Genomic DNA, 16,787 nt, shown 5'->3' on the forward strand with positions numbered 1-16,787 from the left:
CGGATTTTGGTGTTTTCGGCCGGTTGCTGCGGCGCGACACTAGATCAACACGCTTCCATGTGCAATCGCATGAACACAGCTAAGTTGACCGGAACCGGGGCCTTTTGGCACTCTTTCCGCCCTCGGCGAATTCACGGGTCCAAAAGCTGGCAGCAGCTCTCACCTGATTGTCTCGCAGCGGTGACTTGAAGCTTGTCTCCCAACCCGCTACATCGGGCGCACGATCAAGAAGAAAATGTCCGACTTTTGGCGCCACGGGAGAATGACCAGTGTCCATGAATGAGCCGATCAGCGTACAGGAAGCCCTCATTTACGTGATGGTTATCGTCTCGGCGTCTGACAACCAGATGACCGACAACGAACTGGCCACCATCGGCGACATGATAAAGATGCTGCCCGTCTTCAATGGCTATGACGGCAACCGGATCATCCCGGCCGCCCAGCGCTGCGGCGATATCCTGCAGGAAGACAATGGCCTGCAACTGGTGCTGGAACTGGTTGGCGACGTGATTCCGACAAAGCTTTACGACACGGCCTATGCTCTTGCGGTTGAAGTGGCTGCTGCCGATCTCCACGTCGAGAAGGAAGAATTGCGCATTCTCCAGCTTCTGCGCGACCGCTTCAAACTCGACAAGCTGACCGTTGCCGCCATCGAACGTGGCGCGATTGCCCGCCACCGGACCATCTGATCCTCAGGGAGCAGCTATTTGAAATCAATGAAGGCCCTCGCCTGGGCCGGTGCGGTGCTGCTTGCCGTCCTGGCTGGTGTTTTCCTGATTTTCCAGGGCCTTCAGGATTTCGAGCTTTCTGAATACGAAAGCCGTTCGATTGTCTTTCCCTTCGAGGGATATTCCGTCGCCGGCACCCTTCATCTGCCGCGAGCCAAATCCCCGAAGCCGGAAACGCCAGCCCTTGTGCTGCTCGTTCATGGCGACGGACCAGCCGACCGCTATTCGGGTGGCGGCTACTTGCCGCTTATCAGCAGCTTGCTGGACAATGGCATGGCCGTCTTTTCCTGGGACAAGCCGGGCGTTGGTGCGAGCGAAGGCAACTGGCTCTCCTTCTCAATGGAAGACAGGGCGCGACTTGCAGCAACAGCCCTTGCCGCGGCAAGAGAGCAGCCGGAGTTGGCAGCGTCTGCCGCCGGATTTCTTGGGTTCTCACAAGCTGGATGGGTTCTGCCAATCCTGGCGGAAGACCCTGCTCAGGGCGATTTCTTCGTGATTGTTGGTGGTGCGGTCAACTGGTTGCACCAATCGGGTTATTATACCCGTCGCAGGCTGGAGCTTGCCGGTGCCGACAGCACGACACTCGACAAGGCTCTTGCGCAGGACACAGAGGACGGACAAAGCTTTCTCGACGGGACGTTTTCCTATCAGGACTATCTCGACAGCGGTATGGACACTACTCCGATGCCGGAAGACCGCTTCGAATTCGCACTCCGGAATGCAGCAGCCGACTCGACCGCAGCCCTTGCCCGCATTTCCGCCCCAGTCCTGACCGTGCACGGCGAAGAAGATCTGAACGTGGATCCCGATTTCAATTCCGGCGTCTATCGAAAGATCCTGAAGGATCGCAACCCGGCCAACCGTTTCGTGATCTTTCCAGGAGCAACGCATGCGCTGTTGAGGGCAGATGCGTTCAACTATCAGCTTGAAGGGCAAATGCCAGAGTGGTCAAAGGCCCTGTTCACGGTTCTGGGACGCCGTGCCTACGCACCTGGTGCGCTGGACACCATAACCGCCTGGATCAACGCGCAGGCGGCGTCGGCATATGCCCGGCCAACTTCGTCTGATCGTTCAAATTGAAGTCTTTTTGTTTCCGGTCCTTCAATCCGCCGCACCTTATCACCGATGCGGGGACAGCACGCTTGTGGGCTGCCGGGGCCTAAAGGTCCTTCAGTGCGGAGACGGGGACATGAGCAATCAGGCAATCGGAGAGCGGACGAGCGTGCGCTATCCGCTGAGGCGGCGGCGCCAGAGGCTTCGCTCGCAACGGCCCGCACCCTATGCTGTCCGCTACGTGCAGGTGCGCACCGCGCCGAAGCAGGCCAATTGGGGCACGCGGATGATGATCGCCTTCGCGGGTTTTGTCTGCGGTCTGGCAGCGGACGCGCTGGTGACGTTCGCCGAAGACCACTTTCATCTGGCCAAGAACCGCGACCCGGACCTTTTTGCCTGGGTGCTCGGCACCGGCTTTGCCGGACACATCATCTACCTTGTATTCGGAATTCTTGCTGTCGCGCTGCTGACGGCCTTCAACCGCCGCAAGTGGATCTTGTGGCTGCTGCTTGGCTTCGCCGGTGGCCTTGCCAGCATCTGACCGGCAAAGGCCTTAATTGAGGCTATGGATCGCGTCCGGCAGGTCCAGCGAGAACGCCGGAATGACAACATCGAACATGGAGCCGTCCGGGCGTTCCATCGAATAGGATCCGGCCATGATGCCGCTGTCGGTCGAAAGCGGGCAGTGAGACGAATACTCGTAGGTCTCTCCTGGCTCTATCACCGGCTGTTCGCCGACGACCCCCTCACCGCTAACTTCTTCCTGACGTCCCAGAGCGTCGGTGATCTGCCAGTACCGAGTCTTCAGTTGCACCGGTTCGCTGCCACCGTTGTGGATCTCCACCATATACGCCCAGATATACTCGCTCTCTTCCGGACGTGATTCATCGTCCAGATAAAACGGCTCGACGGAGACTTCGATCCCTTGGGTGATGGCGGTGTAACTGCCAGACACGACTTTTCCTTAATTCCAGACCTGCGAACCTTGAAATAGACCGGTTCGAAGTGAGTTCCACGGGAGGCACCCGCTCATTCAGGACGCGCTTATAGGGCGAATGACGCAAGCGTGAAAGAGGGTTGTGACATCTGAGGCTGGAATTGCTTGAGATTTGAGGCTGGATTTTGCAAGAACACGATCTGTCTGTCCAAACACAGTGACCTTTTGATGTTCGATGCCCGTCTGCGCCCGTTGATCGACCCGCCACTGAACCGGCTGGGCCAGTCCCTTGCCGGCACGGGTCTGAAGGCCAATAGCGTGACCCTTGCAGGTTTCGCCATAGGCATGGCGGCAGCCGTTGCCATCGCCACAGGCCATACGCTGATCGGTTTTTTCCTGATCGCGCTAAACCGCTTTGCCGACGGCCTCGATGGTGCCCTGGCCAGGGCGACCACCAAAACGGACCTTGGCGGCTATCTCGACATCACGCTCGATTTCTTCTTCTACAGCGCCATCCCCCTGGCCTTCGCCATACAGGACCCAGCCAGCAATGCACTGGCGGCTGCGGCTCTGCTCGCCAGCTTCTACGCGAACGGCTCAGCCTTTCTGGCCTTTGCCATCATGGCCGAGAAAAACAAGCTGACCACCAACGCCCAGGGGGCGAAATCGCTCTATTACGTCGGAGGCCTTGCCGAGGGGGCGGAAACCATCGCGCTGTTTCTGCTGATGGCACTGATGCCCGGCTGGTTTCCGCTGCTGGCCTCTGTATTTGCCGCGATATGCTTTGTGTCGGCAGCCGCCCGGGTGCTCATTGGCGTCCGGGCGCTGCGGCAGACAGGCCGTTAGATCGCCTGGAGCGCCTTTTCGATGTCTTCCAGCAGATCCTGAGGATCTTCCAGACCGATTGATAGCCGCAGGATACCGTCGGTGATACCGAGTTCCGCGCGGGCTTCCTCGCCGATCGACTGGTGTGTGGTCGTTGCCGGATGGGTGATCAGGCTCTTGGCGTCGCCCAGGTTGTTGGAGATCTTGATGATATCCAGCGCATTGGTGAAGCGGAACGCCGCTTCCTTGCCACCTTCGATTTCCAGCGCCAGCATCGTGGACCCACCGCGCATCTGGCGTTTGGCGACATCGGCCTGCGGATGATCGTCCCGGCCCGGGTAAATCAACCGCGTCACCTTGGACTGACCTGCCAGGTAGTCGGCAATCCTGCCCGCCGTTTCCGTCTGGCGCGCAACGCGCAGCGGCAGCGTTTCGAGGCCTTTCAGCAGCACCCAGGCACTGAAGGGGCTCATGTGCGGACCGGTGTGCTTGATGAAGGGCATGACTTCGTCGTTGATCCACTCTTCGTCCGACAGGATCACCCCGCCAAGGCAGCGGCCCTGACCGTCGATATGCTTGGTGGCCGAATAGACGACTACGTCGGCACCGAGTTGAAGTGGCGACTGGTAGAGCGGTGTTGCAAAGACGTTGTCAACGATCAGCCGGGCTCCGGCTTCCTTCGCGATCTGCGCCACGGCCTCGATGTCGATCACTTCCAGCGTCGGGTTGGTCGGGCTTTCCAGGAACAGTGCCTTGGTGTTCGGGCGAACCGCTGCCTTCCACTGCTCGATGTCGGTTCCGTCGACCAGCGTGCTTTCTACGCCAAATCGCGGCAGCAGGGTTTCACAGATATAACGGCAGGAGCCGAACAGCGCCTTGGCGGCGATCACATGATCGCCGGCCTTGACGGAGGCCATCAGCGCCAGATTGACAGCCGCCATGCCGCTGGCTGTTGCCCGGGCGGCCTCGGCCCCTTCCAGCGCCTTGATGCGGTCCTCGAACATCGTAACGGTGGGGTTGGCATAGCGGGAGTAGACATAACCCGGATCCTCGCCATTGAACCTGGCCTCGGCAGCTTCAGCACCGCTGTAGGTGAAGCCCTGGGTCAGGTAGATGGTCTCAGAGGTCTCACCAAACGGTGACCGCATGGTGCCGCCATGAACCAGAGTGGTTGCAGGGCGCCAGTTCTTGTTTCCGGTCTTGGTGGTCTCAGTCATGTCTTTCATTCGCTCCAAACGCAAAAAACCCCAGCCTCAAGACCGGGGTTCTCACCTCCGGCCTTTTTAGCAACTTGTTTAACGTGGCTGCAAGCCGGCCGGCCCAAATCACCACGAAGTGCGCTTGTCCTACGGGAAAAGCGGACACAGGTCAATTGTCTTGCGTCCTTTGCGCTCAAAAGCCCGCTTCTGCCAGAATGCCTGTTGGCGCGGGCGGCCCGATCCTTTAATGACCATAGACCAGCAAAACGCGGAATATCTTCATGAACGTCACAGCGGGTCAGGCCTTGAACGGAAGCGCAATTCTCACAGCAAACGGCATTCTGCCGGAACGGGTAATCCAGGCCATGTTCGCCGCCGGAGAGATTTCAGCGGACGCCCCGCCTGTCACCGGGCAGATCCAGCCTGCCAGCCTCGACCTGCGCTTGGGTCAGCAGGCCTACCGGGTGCGCGCTAGCTTCCTGCCGGGGCCGGAAATTCAGGTGGCCGCGCGCCTTGAGCAGATGAAACTGCACACCGTTGACCTGAGCGAAGGCGCGGTTCTCGAAACCGGCTGCGTCTACATCGTGCCGCTGCAGGAAAGCCTCGCGCTGGCACCCGATATTTCCGCGACCGCCAACCCGAAAAGCTCTACCGGGCGCCTCGACGTCTTCACCCGGGTCATCACCGACAACGGGTTGGCCTTCGACACCATTCCCGCCGGTTACACCGGTCCGCTTTATGCGGAAATCTCGCCGCTGACCTTCCCGATCCTCGTGCGCTCAGGCTCCCGCCTCAGCCAGATCCGCTTCCGGCGCGGCCAGTCGCTCATTCCCGATGCTGATCTGGAAGAAGTCCATAAGGCCCACACCTTGATGAGCGGCGGCAACGAGCGCATCGGCAATGGGGTGCAGCTCTCCATCGATCTGGAAGGCACCGGCCCGAACAGCCTGATCGGATATCGCGCCAAGCATCACTCCGGACTGATTGATGTGGATGTCGTGGGAGCGCAGGATGTGCTGGATTTCTGGGAGCCGATTTATCGCCGCCAGCGGGCGGAACTGATCCTCGATCCGGACGCCTTCTATATTCTGGTGAGCCAGGAAGCGGTGCATGTGCCGCCGGATTATGCCGCCGAAATGGTGCCGTTCGATCCGCTCGTCGGCGAATTCCGCGTCCATTATGCAGGCTTCTTCGACCCGGGTTTTGGCCATGCGGGAGCTGGCGGTGTCGGCTCGCGCGCGGTTCTGGAAGTCCGCTCGCACGATGTGCCCTTCATTGTGGAACATGGCCAGACCATCGGCCGCCTGGTCTATGAACATATGGCAGAGCGCCCGGCGACGCTTTACGGTGAAGGTATCGGCTCCAACTACCAGGGCCAGGCGCTCAAGCTGTCGAAACACTTCAAGGCAACCGCCTGATCGCCGATGGCCCTGAAAACCGTCACGCGTGAGTTCGAAGGCTTTCTGGAAGACCGGAAGTCCCGCTTCCTGGCGCATCTCGTTCCGGTAGAGCAGTTCGAGCAGCGGCTGGAAGAACTGCGCAAGGAACACAAGAAGGCCAACCATATCGTCACGGCGCACCGGCGACTGCTGGAAGACGACCGGATTGAGGAAAGCGGCAAGGACGACGGCGAGCCGGCAGGCACCTCCGGCATGCCGACGCTTCGCGTGCTGCAAGCGGCAGACCTGATCAATGTCGCCGTTCTGATCGTGCGCTATTTCGGTGGCACGAAGCTGGGCGGCGGCGGCCTTGCGCGGGCCTATTCCGGCGCTGCCCAGGATGCGATCAACAATGCTCACCTTGTACCGTTTCAGAAGATCCTCTCAAAAACAGTCCGCGCCGATTTTGCGACCGGATCGGAACTGGAACGGCGGATCGAGAGCCTCGGCCTGACGGTGATGACCCGTGACTATACCGAAGACGGTGTGACGCTGACAGTCGAGGGGCCGGAAGAGGTTCTGGCGGAGCTTTAAAAAACGACTGCGTCCCGCCGCTCTTTCGAAGCCACGAGACCACTCCCCCAGTCGTCATTGCCGGGCTTGCCTCGGCTTCAGGCCAACGCGCGCCTACGTGCGCGACTTGTCGACCTCAGCCTGCAGCTGCCGGACCTCGTTGCGGAGCGCCCTCACCTCTTCCAGAATGAGGCCAGTGTCGACATGGATGGCCTGCCGGTTGGCGTCGGCTTCGGCCTCGTGCTCCTCCTGCATTGCGGAGACGATGATACCGATGAAAAGGTTCAGCACCGTGAAGGCCGTGCACAGGATGAAGGGCACGAAGAACAGCCAGGAATATGGGTAGACGTCCATGACCGGACGCACGATGCCCATGGACCAGCTTTCCAGCGTCATGACCTGGAACAGCGTGTAGAGCGATGCGCCGAGCGTGCCAAACCATTCGGGAAACGCTTCCCCGTAAAGTTTGGTGGCCATGACGGCGAAGACATAGAAGACCAGCGCCATCAGCACCACGATCGAGCCCATACCCGGCAGAGCGGCCACCAGTCCGCCGATAACCCGGCGCAGGGACGGTACGACGGAAATGAGGCGCAAGGCTCTGAGGATACGCAGCGACCGCAGCACGGAGAGGTTGCCCGTTGCCGGCATTAGCGAGATCGCGACGATACTGAAATCGAACAGGCTCCAGGGATCCTTGAAGAATTTCAAGCCATGGGCATAGAGGCGCAACATCAGCTCGATGACGAAAATGCCCAGGATGACCTGATCGACGAGCCTCAGCAACCCGCCGACCTCCGCCATGACGGCAGGGCTCGTCTCCAGACCCAGCGTAACCGCATTCAGAACGATGACGCCGATGATACAGGCTTCCCAGTTGCGTGAGGTGACCAGCGCCCTGACCTGATTTCGCATTGATGTGCCCCGATTTGATGGCTTTTCGTGCGTGCCGCAATGCACGGGCCGGAACATGGCGATTTCAGTGCCGCAGCGCAAGATCGCAGCTCTTTGGAAAAGCATCTCTCCCGCAAAGAAGCCTGCTTGACAGGTGGGGCAAGTCGGCGCAGAAAGCTCATCAGGTTCGGCGGGTGTAGCTCAATGGTAGAGCAGAAGCTTCCCAAGCTTAAGACGGGGGTTCGATTCCCCTCACCCGCTCCAAACCTCTTCATCCTATCTCCCTAATTTTTAGCAGCTCCCTACCTCTGTCAGCGCAGAGTTTTCCGTATCTGTGCGTGTTTTCGGATATCCGAGCGGCTGAGTCCGACGTCCTCCAGCAAATAGTCAGGCAAATCTGCCAGATGAGCCATATCGCGTCGATGACGCAGGCGTTTCAGCAAGAAATGAAAGACGGCGGCTCCCAGACCTGTCCTGCGGACGTGCGTCAGGTGCAGTGTTACATGGCGATCGGACATCTTTTTTGCGCCTTTCCAACGAGACAGGAACAAGTTTAGAAAAAGCCGCCGCGAGCGGTGCGCAAACTTCTCGCTTAAAAGCGACTAGTTCGCAAAAATTAACACTCTTCGATAATGTGTCGCACGACGATGCCTGAGAGGACCTTTTTCATGGATCTGGACGATTTCGATCATCAGCTTTTGCGCCTGCTCAGCCTCGATGCCCGCCAGACCGGCAAGGAGCTGTCGGAGAAAATCGGCCTGTCTTCCGCTGCCTGCCTGCGCAGGATTCAGCGCCTTCGGGAAGTGGGGGCGATTGAGCGGGAGGTGGCCGTTCTGTCGCCAGAGGCAACTGGCGCTTCCGTTACCTTGCTCGTGATGCTGGCGCTGTCGCGCGGACAGCCCGAGCGCATGGCGAAGTTGCTGCAGAAGTTGAGGAAGCTACGGGAAGTGAAGAAGATCTATCACGTCACCGGCCCGGCCGATCTGGTCCTGACGGTGCAATGCGCTTCGATGGAAGCCTATGCGACCTTCACCGAAGCCCATTTCTATGAAGACGAAATCAAGGGCTTCGACACAATCGTCGTCCTGCGGTCCTATGATCCGGAACTGCAGACCTGATGCTAGTCCGCGCACACCAAAGAGCGGGCTGACAAGCGCTGCCGGTTCGCGATATCCTGTCGTTGCGATTCCCGGCACGTATGCCGACCATGACTTGATATGGAACGAGACGTCCGCGTGCCACGTTCACGACCCCTTCTCCGCACTATTGGCCGTCTTGCTGCCGGGCTGTTGGCGCTCGGCGCCGTGACGCTCGGTCCCCTGTCGGCCTCCGCCCAGGAGCCATCTGTCCGCGTTCCCAATTTCTGGGATCCCAAAGCCGTCCATGACCGGCCGAATTCCATTCCGGACAAGATCCAGTTTCTGGCAACCGATGGATATCCGCCCTTCGTCTTCCGCGACCAGCATGGCCGGCTCACCGGTTTCAACGTCGATCTCGCCCGGGCACTGTGCCAGGAACTGGGCAGTTCCTGCGCCCTGCGCATCAAGGATTTCGAGGTTCTTCTGCCTGCACTGGACGAGGAAGAAGGCGATGCAATCATCTCCGGCCTGTCACGCAGCCTTCCCGCCACACGCCGTCTCAACTTCACCGAGGATTACCTGAAGCTGCCGGCACGGTTCGTGGTTCGGGCGTATAACGCGGCCGATTTCAATGAACAGGCACTCTCCGGCAAGAGGATTGCTGTCGAGGCCGGGTCCCGTTACGAGGCCTTTGCCAAGCGCTTCTTTCCCGAGGCAGAGATTGTCAGCCTGGAAACCGCGGAGGCGACCCGGGAGGCCGTCAAGGGAGGGTCAGCCGACGCGCTGTTCGGCGATGGCCTGAACCTGTCCTTCTGGCTGCCGAGCGAAGCTGCGGATGGCTGCTGTGCCTTTGCCGGAGGCCCGTGGCTGGAGCCTGGCTACTTTGATGAAGGCATGGCCATTGCCACGCGCCAGGATGACCCGGAACGGGCGGCCGCCCTCACCTACGCCTTGCGGCAGCTTCATCAGAAGGGCATCTACCGCGAGCTTTACCTGCGCTATTTCCCGATGAGCTTTTTCTGATCTCTTCCAGCCATGACCGTCAGGAATGCTATCAGCTCCTGGCTGACGGTTTGCCGTCGTCCGCCTTTCTGGAGCGGTCCGGATTTTTCAGGAACGGGATCCACAGGCTGAAGGGGAAGGAGTGTGCTCGTGGTGTGAGCGCGGCACCGAGCCCGATTTCCATGGTTTCATGCCCCTGTTCGGGATCTTCCACGTAGGTTCCGAACAGACGGTCCCACACTGAAAGATAGAACCCGTAATTGGAATCTGTCTCGTGCGGCAGCACCGAATGATGAATGCGATGCATATCCGGAGTGACGATCAGAAAACGCAAGGGGCGGTCCAACCAAAGCGGCAAGCGGACATTGGCATGGCTGAACACCGCAGACCCGTTGAGGACGATCTCGAAGATCAGCACTGCCTCGACCGGACCACCGAGCGCGATGATGACCAATCCTTTCCAGAGGAAAGACAGCAGAATTTCAATCGGGTGGAACCTGAGCGCTGTCGTCGCATCGACTTCGCTATCAGCATGATGCGTCCGGTGGATGCGCCAGAACAGGGGAACCTTGTGGGACACCAGGTGCTGGAACCACACCGCCAGATCGAGCACGACGAAGGTTATCAGACCGGCCAGAAGACCTGACCATCCGAGAAGCGCAAAAAGGCCCCAGCCCTTTTCCTGCGCCAGCAGCGCCAGGCCGACCCCACCAATGGGAAAGATCAGCCGCACCAGCAGCGCGTCGAGCAGGACAATGCCCCAGTTGGTCGGCCAGCGCTTCAGACGGCTGCTTTTCAGGCGGCGCCGCGGCAAGCCAGCCTCCAGCAGCGCCATTATCAGGAAGATGCCGCCGAAACAGGCCATGCGAAGCTGGTTGATGTCGATCTGGTCAAACATGGGGTCTTTTGAAACGTCCTGACTAATGCAGCTTGCCACAGTCCCGATGGCACGATAGGGCGGTACAACAATACTCCTGATATCATTTCTTGCCGCTGCGACAGATCACATCATCATGACCGACTTTCTCTGGACCCGCCCCGAAACGCCCGCTGTGGCAACCCTGCTGCTGGCCCATGGGGCCGGAGCGGCCATGGACTCTGCCTTCATGAACAAGCTGTCGGCGGCTCTCGCCCGCGAGGGCATTGCAGCGGCGCGCTTCGAATTTGCCTATATGGCCGGGCGCCGGACCGGAGGCCCGAAAAAGCCGCCACCACGGGCCGACAAGCTGATTGCCGAGTTCCAGACGGCCCTGCAGTCTGTCCTTGGCCAGAGCGACGGCCCGCTGCTTATTGGCGGCAAATCGATGGGCGGCAGGGTTGCCGCGATGCTGGCAGGCGGCGGCTCGCTGCCCGGGCGCGTCAAGGGCGTCGCCTGTTTCGGCTACCCCTTCCACCCTACCGGCAAGGCCGAGGCCGAGTGGCGGCTCCTGCCGCTGCAGGACGCCAAGCGGCCGGTTCTGGTGCTGCAGGGCGACCGGGATCCTTTCGGCTCCAAGGCGGAACTCGACGAAGTCACCCTGCCCGCTCATGTCAGCCTGTCCTATCTCGAAGATGGCAACCACGACTTCGGCCCGCGCGGCAAGTCACCGGCAACACTCGACGGCAACATCACGCTGGCCGCAGAGGCCGTCAGGGCATTTGTGGACGGGTTCGCGAGCTAAGGCCTGCCCGGACCCGGTCCGCCCACCCGAACAAGCACAGGGCAGGTCTATGGCCTACTTGCCTGAATGCTAGCCGAAGCCAGTGCGATGCTTTCGCCCCCTCCAGGAATAAGTGGGTTCCGGGTTTCCTGCGGTCGCTCGGGATAACTGCGGTGTCGATCTGAGACCTCTATCAACATACGAGCAGTGACCTTTCGAACGAGCAGCCCATCCTTTGAGACAGCGCTGAAACGCTTCTTCAGGATGAGGTCGGCACGCCCGCCACCTCTCAATCTACCGACAAACTTTGAGGGTCGGTTCAATCCCTCAAATTCATCATGCAAGAATGAGGGGCATTGGCCGCGGAAAAAAGCCCGGACCGTTTTCGATCCGGGCTTTCTGCAATGTGCCTTCAGTCCGGCTTACTGGCCGGGCTTGCCGTCGAATTCGTAGCGGGTGCTGCAGAATTCGCAGGTGACGATGATCTTGCCGTCGACCGTCATATGGTCGACGTCGTCCTCACTGAACCCGGCCAGAACATTCTCGATCTTCTCGCGCGAGCAGCTGCACTTGTCGGCCAGCGGCTGCGGTTCGAAGAGCCGGACGCCGCGTTCGTGGAACAGGCGGAAAAGCAGCATTTCCACGCTGACTTCCGGGTCGGTCAACTCGACGTCCTTGACCGTTTCGACCAGGACCTTGGCTTCCACCCAGGCATCGTCCTCGTCGATCTCGTGCGGATGCGTGCCTTCAGGCGCGTCGCCCGGATCGATGTCGGCCTGACGCATGCGTTCCGGCGCCTCGGGCAGGAACTGGATCAGGATACCGCCCGCAGTCCAGGTTTTTGCAGGGCCTTCGCCTTCCTGGCGGGTGAACAGTTCACCGACCCCAAGACGCACTTCGGTCGGGATCTGCTCAGACCGTTCGAAGTAGCGCCGTGCCACTTCCTCCAGAGACACGCCATCCAGCTCCACCAGCCCCTGGTAGCGCTGCATGTGCGGGCCCTGATCGATGGTCATCGCAAGATGTCCGTGGCCAAGCAGTGCCTCCTGCGTCGCCTTGCCGTCGGTCATCAGGGCTTCGACTTCTCCGGCATCGAAAGTTGCGCAGGCGCGGATCGCGTCGGGAGTCTTGAAGTCGACCACCAGCATGGACACCGGCCCCTTCGTCTGCGTCTGCAGCGTGAAGCGGCCGTCGAATTTCAGCGATGTGCCCAGCAGGCTGGTCAGAACGATCGCTTCCGCAAGCAGACGCGAGACCGGCTCCGGATAAGCGTGACGGTCGAGAATTTTTTCCAGGACGGGACCAAGCGCGACCGCACGGCCGCGCACATCGAGCCCTTCCACGGCAAAGGGCCGGACAGCGTCCAGCCCCGCAGGCGTGATGCCCAGTTCATCAAGATTAAGTGCCACTTGGCTTGCCTTATGCTGCGCCGAAGCACCAGGCCAGAATGCCCTTTTGGGCATGGAGCCGGTTTTCGGCTTCGTCAAACACAACGGAGTTGGGACCGTCCATGACGTCCGAGGTGACTTCCTCACCCCGGTGAGCCGGCAGGCAATGCATGAACAGGGCGTCCTGGTTTGCCTCAGCCATCAGGCGCTTGTTGACCTGATAGGCGCTGAGGAGATTGTGACGCGATTCCGCGTCGTCATCGCCCATGGACACCCAGCAGTCGGTCACGACACAGTCGGTCCCCTTGACTGCCTCATATGGGTCCGTCGTCACCTGAATGGAACCACCCTTGGCACGGGCAGCTTCAATCAGGTCCATCGGCGGCGCCAGTTCGCCCGGCGTCGCGATGCGCAATTCGAAATCGAAACGCGGCGCGGCATGAATCCACGAGGCCAGCACGTTGTTGCTGTCACCGGTCCAGGCAACGCTCTTGCCCTTGATCGAACCGCGATGCTCTTCGAAGGTCAACAGATCCGCCATGATCTGGCAAGGATGCGAGAGCTTGGTCAGCCCGTTTATCACCGGCACCGTTGCGTTCTCGGCGAGTTCGCGCAGTTCGTTGTGATCAAGGATGCGGATCATGATCGCGTCTACGAAACGCGACAGAACCCGCGCTGTATCGGCGATTGTCTCGCCGCGGCCGAGCTGCATTTCCGCACCGGTCAGCATCAAGGTCTCGCCGCCAAGCTCACGCATGCCAACATCGAAGGAAATGCGCGTACGGGTCGACGGCTGTTCGAAGATCATGGCCAGTATCTTGCCGGCCAGCGGCCCCTGGCCGCGATGCACGCCGTTCCGGCTCGACTTGATCTTCCGACTGGCGTCCAGGATGGCGCGCAGTTCGTCGCCTTCGAAATCCGTCAGATCCAGAAAGTTCCGGTAGGTTCCGTTTGCGGTCATCAGGCCGCTCCTTCCGTCAATTTCGCTTCCACAGCGACAGCAGCCTGTTCCAGGCGCTCGACTGCAATGGAAATTTCCTCTTCGCTCATGGTCAGCGGCGGCATGATGCGCACCACGTTATCGCCGGCTGGCACTGCCAGGAGACCCGCTTCACGGGCCGCAAGCACATAATCGGCCACCGGCACCACGCATTTCAGGCCGAGCATCAGACCATTGCCGCGCACTTCCGCCAGAACGTCCGGATGGCTGTCCACCAGCCCGGCCAGCTTCTGCTTGAAGCTGAGGCCTTTCTGACGAACGCCTTCCAGGAACCCGTCTTCCAGCACCACGTCGAGCACCGCATTGCCGACCGCCATGGCCAGCGGGTTGCCGCCAAAGGTGGTGCCGTGGGTTCCAGGCGAAAGGGCTGCTGCGGCTTCCGCGGTTGCAAGGCATGCGCCCATCGGGAAACCACCGCCGATGCCTTTGGCGATCGCCATCAGGTCCGGCTCCACGCCCGCCCACTGGTGCGCGAACAACTTACCGGTCCGTCCGACACCGGTCTGGATCTCGTCGAAGATCAGCAGAATGCCGTTGTCGTCACAGATCTTGCGCAGCGCGCGCAGGAAGTCGGCCGGAATTTCGCGGATCCCGCCCTCACCCTGAACGGGCTCGATGGCAATCGCCGCGGTTTGCGGACCGATGGCATCTTTCAGCGCATCCAGATCGCCGGCCGGCACCTGATCGAAACCGGGAGCCTTCGGGCCGAAGCCTTCAAGGTATTTTGCCTGACCGCCCGCCGCGATGGTCGCGATGGTCCGGCCGTGGAAAGCGCCTTCGAAGGTCACGATGTGGAACCGTTCAGGATTGCCGTTGTCATAATGATACCGGCGCGCGCATTTGATGGCAGCTTCCATCGCCTCGGCGCCGGAATTCACGAACAGCACCTTCTCGGCGAAGGTGGCCGCGCACAAACGCTGCGCAAGCCGCTCGCCGTCGGGCATCTGATGCAAGTTGGAGGTGTGCCACAGTTTTGCGGCCTGATCCTGCAACGCCTTGACCAGATGCGGATGGGCATGACCGAGTGCGTTGACCGCGATGCCGGAACCGCAATCGAGGAATCGTCGGCCATCGGTGGTTACCAGCCAGACACCTTCCCCATGATCGAAAGACAGGTTCGATCTTGCGTAATTTCCGAATAGTGCAGTCGCGGACATAACCTCGTTTGTCTCCTTTAAACGCCCCCGCTGTCCCTGCGTCGCCCCGACGCCGGGCCGCCATCTGGAAAAGATCGCGAAGGGCCAAAACGCAACGTGCCGCCCCGATGAGGCGGCACGTAGCGGTTTCCTTATACACTGCCGGTACCGTGCACTGTCAATGGAAATGGCGCACTGGACATTTCCCCCGCCCTGGAAGACGGATTTCATAAAATTCTCAATGACCTCGCCATAATTGGGGAAAAGTCGTTTCATCCCCAACTGGTTTGGGTCCGGTGGTTGCCTGACAAATTAACGTTATTGTAACCTCTGAACAATCAGACACGAGATCTCGTGAGGCAAATCACCAAAAGGCACTAGATATGCCATTATTAAGCGTGCTTACGCATGCTTAACACGGGGTTAATGGCCGCGGGTCGGTCAAACTAAAGGGTGCGGCGATGAGTTGGACAAACGAACGGGTTGAGCTTCTCAAAAAGCTTTGGGGCGACGGCTTGAGCGCGAGCCAGATTGCGGGAGAACTGGGTGGCGTTACCCGGAATGCCGTTATCGGCAAGGTGCACCGCCTTGGTTTGTCCGGCCGTGCCAAGTCCACGTCTTCAAGCGCAAAGCCGCGCCGGCCGCGGACGGCAGCTCCGGCAACGGGCGCCGCGCCAAAGAAGCCGACCAGCTCACATCCGCAGTCCATCGGTGCAACGGCGCTGAAGGCGGACATGTCACCGGCGCCGGTGGTTGAAGCCAAGCCGCGCGTGGAGCCGATTGCCGAACTGGTGCCGATCTCCCAGCGCGCGACCATCCTGACGCTGACCGAGCGGACCTGCAAGTGGCCGATCGGCGATCCGGCGACCGACGACTTCTACTTCTGCGGCCGCCATTCCGATGCCGGCGTTCCCTACTGCGCCCATCACTGCAAGATCGCGTATCAGCCGGTCGCTGACCGCCGCCGCGACCGCAAGACGATGGCTCAGGCAGGCTGATAGCCTGTAAGCAAAACGATTTCTCGAAAAGCCCGCCGTTTTGGCGGGCTTTTTACTTGGACTTTCGCTCCGCTGATTTGCCTTTCCCATCCACTCGCATCAGACCATTGCCCGAGCAAGGCCTTCGCGGGACCAGGCTGCGACGCCGCGGAAAGCTCTTGTGAGGGAAAGACAAAGCCTCTGAGACGAAAAAGCCCGCTCAAGAGCGGGCTTCTCATCGTATGATCCGAGCTCTGACCTCAGGCGGTTGCGGCGGTGAACTGGTCGTTGAAGGCATACCCGGCACCGCGAACGGTGCGGATCGGGTCCTTCGCCTTGCCCTTGTTCAGGGCCTTGCGCAAGCGGCCGACGTGAACGTCGACAGTGCGTTCGTCCACATAGACATCATGCCCCCAGACACCATCCAGCAATTGCTCGCGGGAAAAGACACGGCCGGGCGAAGTCATCAGAAATTCCAGCAGGCGGAATTCGGTCGGTCCCAGGTGAATTTCCTTGGCGTTGCGGCGGACGCGGTGGGTTTCGCGATCCAGCTCGATATCACCGGACCGCAGCATGGTGGACACCACTTCCGGGCTTGCCCGCCGCAGGATGGCGCGCACGCGGGCCATCAGCTCCGGGACCGAGAAAGGTTTGACCACATAGTCGTCGGCACCGGTCGACAGGCCGCGGATGCGCTCTGCTTCCTCGCCGCGTGCCGTCAGCATGATGACCGGCAGACGTTCGGTGTCCTCGCGCGCTCTCAGGCGGCGGCACAGTTCAATTCCGGAAAGGCCCGGCAGCATCCAGTCGAGCAACAACAGATCCGGCAGGCTTTCGCGCAGGCGGATTTCCGCCTCATCGCCCCGGACACAGGACTCGACCGAGTACCCTTCTGCTTCCAAATTGTATCTCAAAAGAAGGCTGAGCGGTTCTTCGTCTTCAACGATGAGCACCTTCGGCATACATCTCGCTCCAAT

Annotated in this window: 19 protein-coding genes, 1 tRNA gene and 1 riboswitch; of the genes, 11 read left to right on the plus strand and 9 right to left on the minus strand. The window is 60.3% G+C overall.

Going from position 1 to position 16,787, the window contains the following annotated elements:
* The first annotated feature begins 275 nt into the window (after window positions 1–275).
* The 3 genes from V1T76_RS01475 (at window position 276) to V1T76_RS01485 (ending at window position 2,322) form a co-directional block, all read left to right on the plus strand.
* Window positions 276–689 (plus strand): tellurite resistance TerB family protein, encoded by a 414-nt coding sequence (locus V1T76_RS01475; protein WP_330559401.1) that lies wholly within the window; start codon window positions 276–278, stop codon window positions 687–689.
* 27 nt (window positions 690–716) lie between these two features.
* Window positions 717–1,808 carry an alpha/beta hydrolase family protein gene (locus tag V1T76_RS01480; RefSeq protein ID WP_330559402.1) on the plus strand — a complete coding sequence of 364 codons (1,092 nt, stop codon included), beginning with the start codon at window positions 717–719 and terminating at the stop codon, window positions 1,806–1,808.
* A 109-nt stretch (window positions 1,809–1,917) separates the two neighbouring features.
* A complete protein-coding gene (locus tag V1T76_RS01485; protein WP_330558850.1) occupies window positions 1,918–2,322 on the plus strand; it encodes a hypothetical protein in 405 nt (134 codons plus the stop codon).
* 12 nt (window positions 2,323–2,334) lie between these two features.
* On the opposite strand, the gene apaG is transcribed toward V1T76_RS01485, so the two are convergent.
* Window positions 2,335–2,736, minus strand: coding sequence for a Co2+/Mg2+ efflux protein ApaG (gene apaG, locus V1T76_RS01490; protein WP_330558851.1), 402 nt, complete (start codon window positions 2,734–2,736; stop codon window positions 2,335–2,337).
* A 210-nt stretch (window positions 2,737–2,946) separates the two neighbouring features.
* On the opposite strand from apaG, the gene V1T76_RS01495 reads away from it, so the two are divergent.
* Window positions 2,947–3,564, plus strand: a complete 618-nt coding sequence (locus V1T76_RS01495) for a CDP-alcohol phosphatidyltransferase family protein (protein WP_330558852.1) — start codon at window positions 2,947–2,949, stop codon at window positions 3,562–3,564.
* Here V1T76_RS01495 and V1T76_RS01500 read toward each other — a convergent pair.
* On the minus strand, window positions 3,561–4,769 hold the full coding sequence (locus tag V1T76_RS01500; protein WP_442970065.1) for an O-succinylhomoserine sulfhydrylase: 1,209 nt from the start codon (window positions 4,767–4,769) through the stop codon (window positions 3,561–3,563). The genes V1T76_RS01495 and V1T76_RS01500 overlap by 4 nt on opposite strands.
* 36 nt (window positions 4,770–4,805) lie before the next feature.
* Window positions 4,806–4,885, minus strand: a riboswitch (SAM riboswitch).
* A 138-nt stretch (window positions 4,886–5,023) separates the two neighbouring features.
* On the opposite strand from V1T76_RS01500, the gene V1T76_RS01505 reads away from it, so the two are divergent.
* The gene (locus tag V1T76_RS01505; protein ID WP_006933591.1) at window positions 5,024–6,160 is read left to right on the plus strand and encodes a 2'-deoxycytidine 5'-triphosphate deaminase; all 1,137 of its coding nucleotides are present in this window, start codon (window positions 5,024–5,026) and stop codon (window positions 6,158–6,160) included.
* Window positions 6,161–6,166: 6 nt separating this feature from the next.
* The gene (locus V1T76_RS01510; RefSeq protein ID WP_330558854.1) at window positions 6,167–6,715 is read left to right on the plus strand and encodes an IMPACT family protein; all 549 of its coding nucleotides are present in this window, start codon (window positions 6,167–6,169) and stop codon (window positions 6,713–6,715) included.
* 93 nt (window positions 6,716–6,808) lie between these two features.
* Here the strand turns inward: V1T76_RS01510 and V1T76_RS01515 are convergent, their stop codons facing one another.
* Entirely contained in the window at window positions 6,809–7,609 is an 801-nt protein-coding gene (locus tag V1T76_RS01515; protein ID WP_330558855.1) for an ion transporter, read from the minus strand.
* A gap of 169 nt (window positions 7,610–7,778) precedes the next feature.
* Here V1T76_RS01515 and V1T76_RS01520 point away from each other — a divergent pair.
* Window positions 7,779–7,852: transfer RNA gene (locus V1T76_RS01520), tRNA-Gly, on the plus strand.
* A 47-nt stretch (window positions 7,853–7,899) separates the two neighbouring features.
* On the opposite strand, the gene V1T76_RS29035 is transcribed toward V1T76_RS01520, so the two are convergent.
* Complete coding sequence (locus V1T76_RS29035) at window positions 7,900–8,106, minus strand: DUF1127 domain-containing protein (protein ID WP_442970066.1); 207 nt, start codon at window positions 8,104–8,106, stop codon at window positions 7,900–7,902.
* 150 nt (window positions 8,107–8,256) lie between these two features.
* Here V1T76_RS29035 and V1T76_RS01525 point away from each other — a divergent pair, with 150 nt between their 5' ends.
* Both V1T76_RS01525 and V1T76_RS01530 read left to right on the plus strand, forming a co-directional pair.
* Window positions 8,257–8,706, plus strand: coding sequence for an Lrp/AsnC family transcriptional regulator (locus V1T76_RS01525; protein WP_330558856.1), 450 nt, complete (start codon window positions 8,257–8,259; stop codon window positions 8,704–8,706).
* A 117-nt stretch (window positions 8,707–8,823) separates the two neighbouring features.
* Window positions 8,824–9,690: a transporter substrate-binding domain-containing protein gene (locus V1T76_RS01530; protein WP_330558857.1), complete on the plus strand. Its 867-nt coding sequence runs from the start codon at window positions 8,824–8,826 to the stop codon at window positions 9,688–9,690.
* A 31-nt stretch (window positions 9,691–9,721) separates the two neighbouring features.
* Here V1T76_RS01530 and V1T76_RS01535 read toward each other — a convergent pair whose 3' ends face one another.
* Window positions 9,722–10,567 (minus strand): sterol desaturase family protein, encoded by an 846-nt coding sequence (locus V1T76_RS01535; RefSeq protein WP_330558858.1) that lies wholly within the window; start codon window positions 10,565–10,567, stop codon window positions 9,722–9,724.
* Window positions 10,568–10,682: 115 nt separating this feature from the next.
* On the opposite strand from V1T76_RS01535, the gene V1T76_RS01540 reads away from it, so the two are divergent.
* Window positions 10,683–11,330 (plus strand): alpha/beta family hydrolase, encoded by a 648-nt coding sequence (locus V1T76_RS01540; RefSeq protein ID WP_330558859.1) that lies wholly within the window; start codon window positions 10,683–10,685, stop codon window positions 11,328–11,330.
* 401 nt (window positions 11,331–11,731) lie between these two features.
* On the opposite strand, the gene V1T76_RS01545 is transcribed toward V1T76_RS01540, so the two are convergent.
* Genes V1T76_RS01545 through V1T76_RS01555 form a run of 3 tightly spaced genes read right to left on the minus strand, consistent with a single transcriptional unit; the run spans window position 11,732 to window position 14,854 of the window.
* Complete coding sequence (locus V1T76_RS01545) at window positions 11,732–12,718, minus strand: Hsp33 family molecular chaperone (RefSeq protein WP_330558860.1); 987 nt, start codon at window positions 12,716–12,718, stop codon at window positions 11,732–11,734.
* Between the two features lie 10 nt (window positions 12,719–12,728).
* A complete protein-coding gene (gene argF, locus V1T76_RS01550) occupies window positions 12,729–13,658 on the minus strand; it encodes an ornithine carbamoyltransferase (protein ID WP_330558861.1) in 930 nt (309 codons plus the stop codon).
* A complete protein-coding gene (locus V1T76_RS01555) occupies window positions 13,658–14,854 on the minus strand; it encodes an aspartate aminotransferase family protein (RefSeq protein ID WP_330558862.1) in 1,197 nt (398 codons plus the stop codon). The genes argF and V1T76_RS01555 overlap by 1 nt, the downstream gene beginning before the upstream one ends.
* A gap of 440 nt (window positions 14,855–15,294) precedes the next feature.
* On the opposite strand from V1T76_RS01555, the gene V1T76_RS01560 reads away from it, so the two are divergent.
* Window positions 15,295–15,831, plus strand: coding sequence for a GcrA family cell cycle regulator (locus tag V1T76_RS01560; protein ID WP_330558863.1), 537 nt, complete (start codon window positions 15,295–15,297; stop codon window positions 15,829–15,831).
* 239 nt (window positions 15,832–16,070) lie between these two features.
* Here the strand turns inward: V1T76_RS01560 and phoB are convergent, their stop codons facing one another.
* Complete coding sequence (gene phoB / locus V1T76_RS01565; protein WP_330558864.1) at window positions 16,071–16,772, minus strand: phosphate regulon transcriptional regulator PhoB; 702 nt, start codon at window positions 16,770–16,772, stop codon at window positions 16,071–16,073.
* Window positions 16,773–16,787 lie beyond the last annotated feature (15 nt).

The sequence above is a fragment of the Roseibium sp. FZY0029 genome, from assembly GCF_036350355.1.
In the GTDB taxonomy this organism is placed as follows: domain Bacteria; phylum Pseudomonadota; class Alphaproteobacteria; order Rhizobiales; family Stappiaceae; genus Roseibium.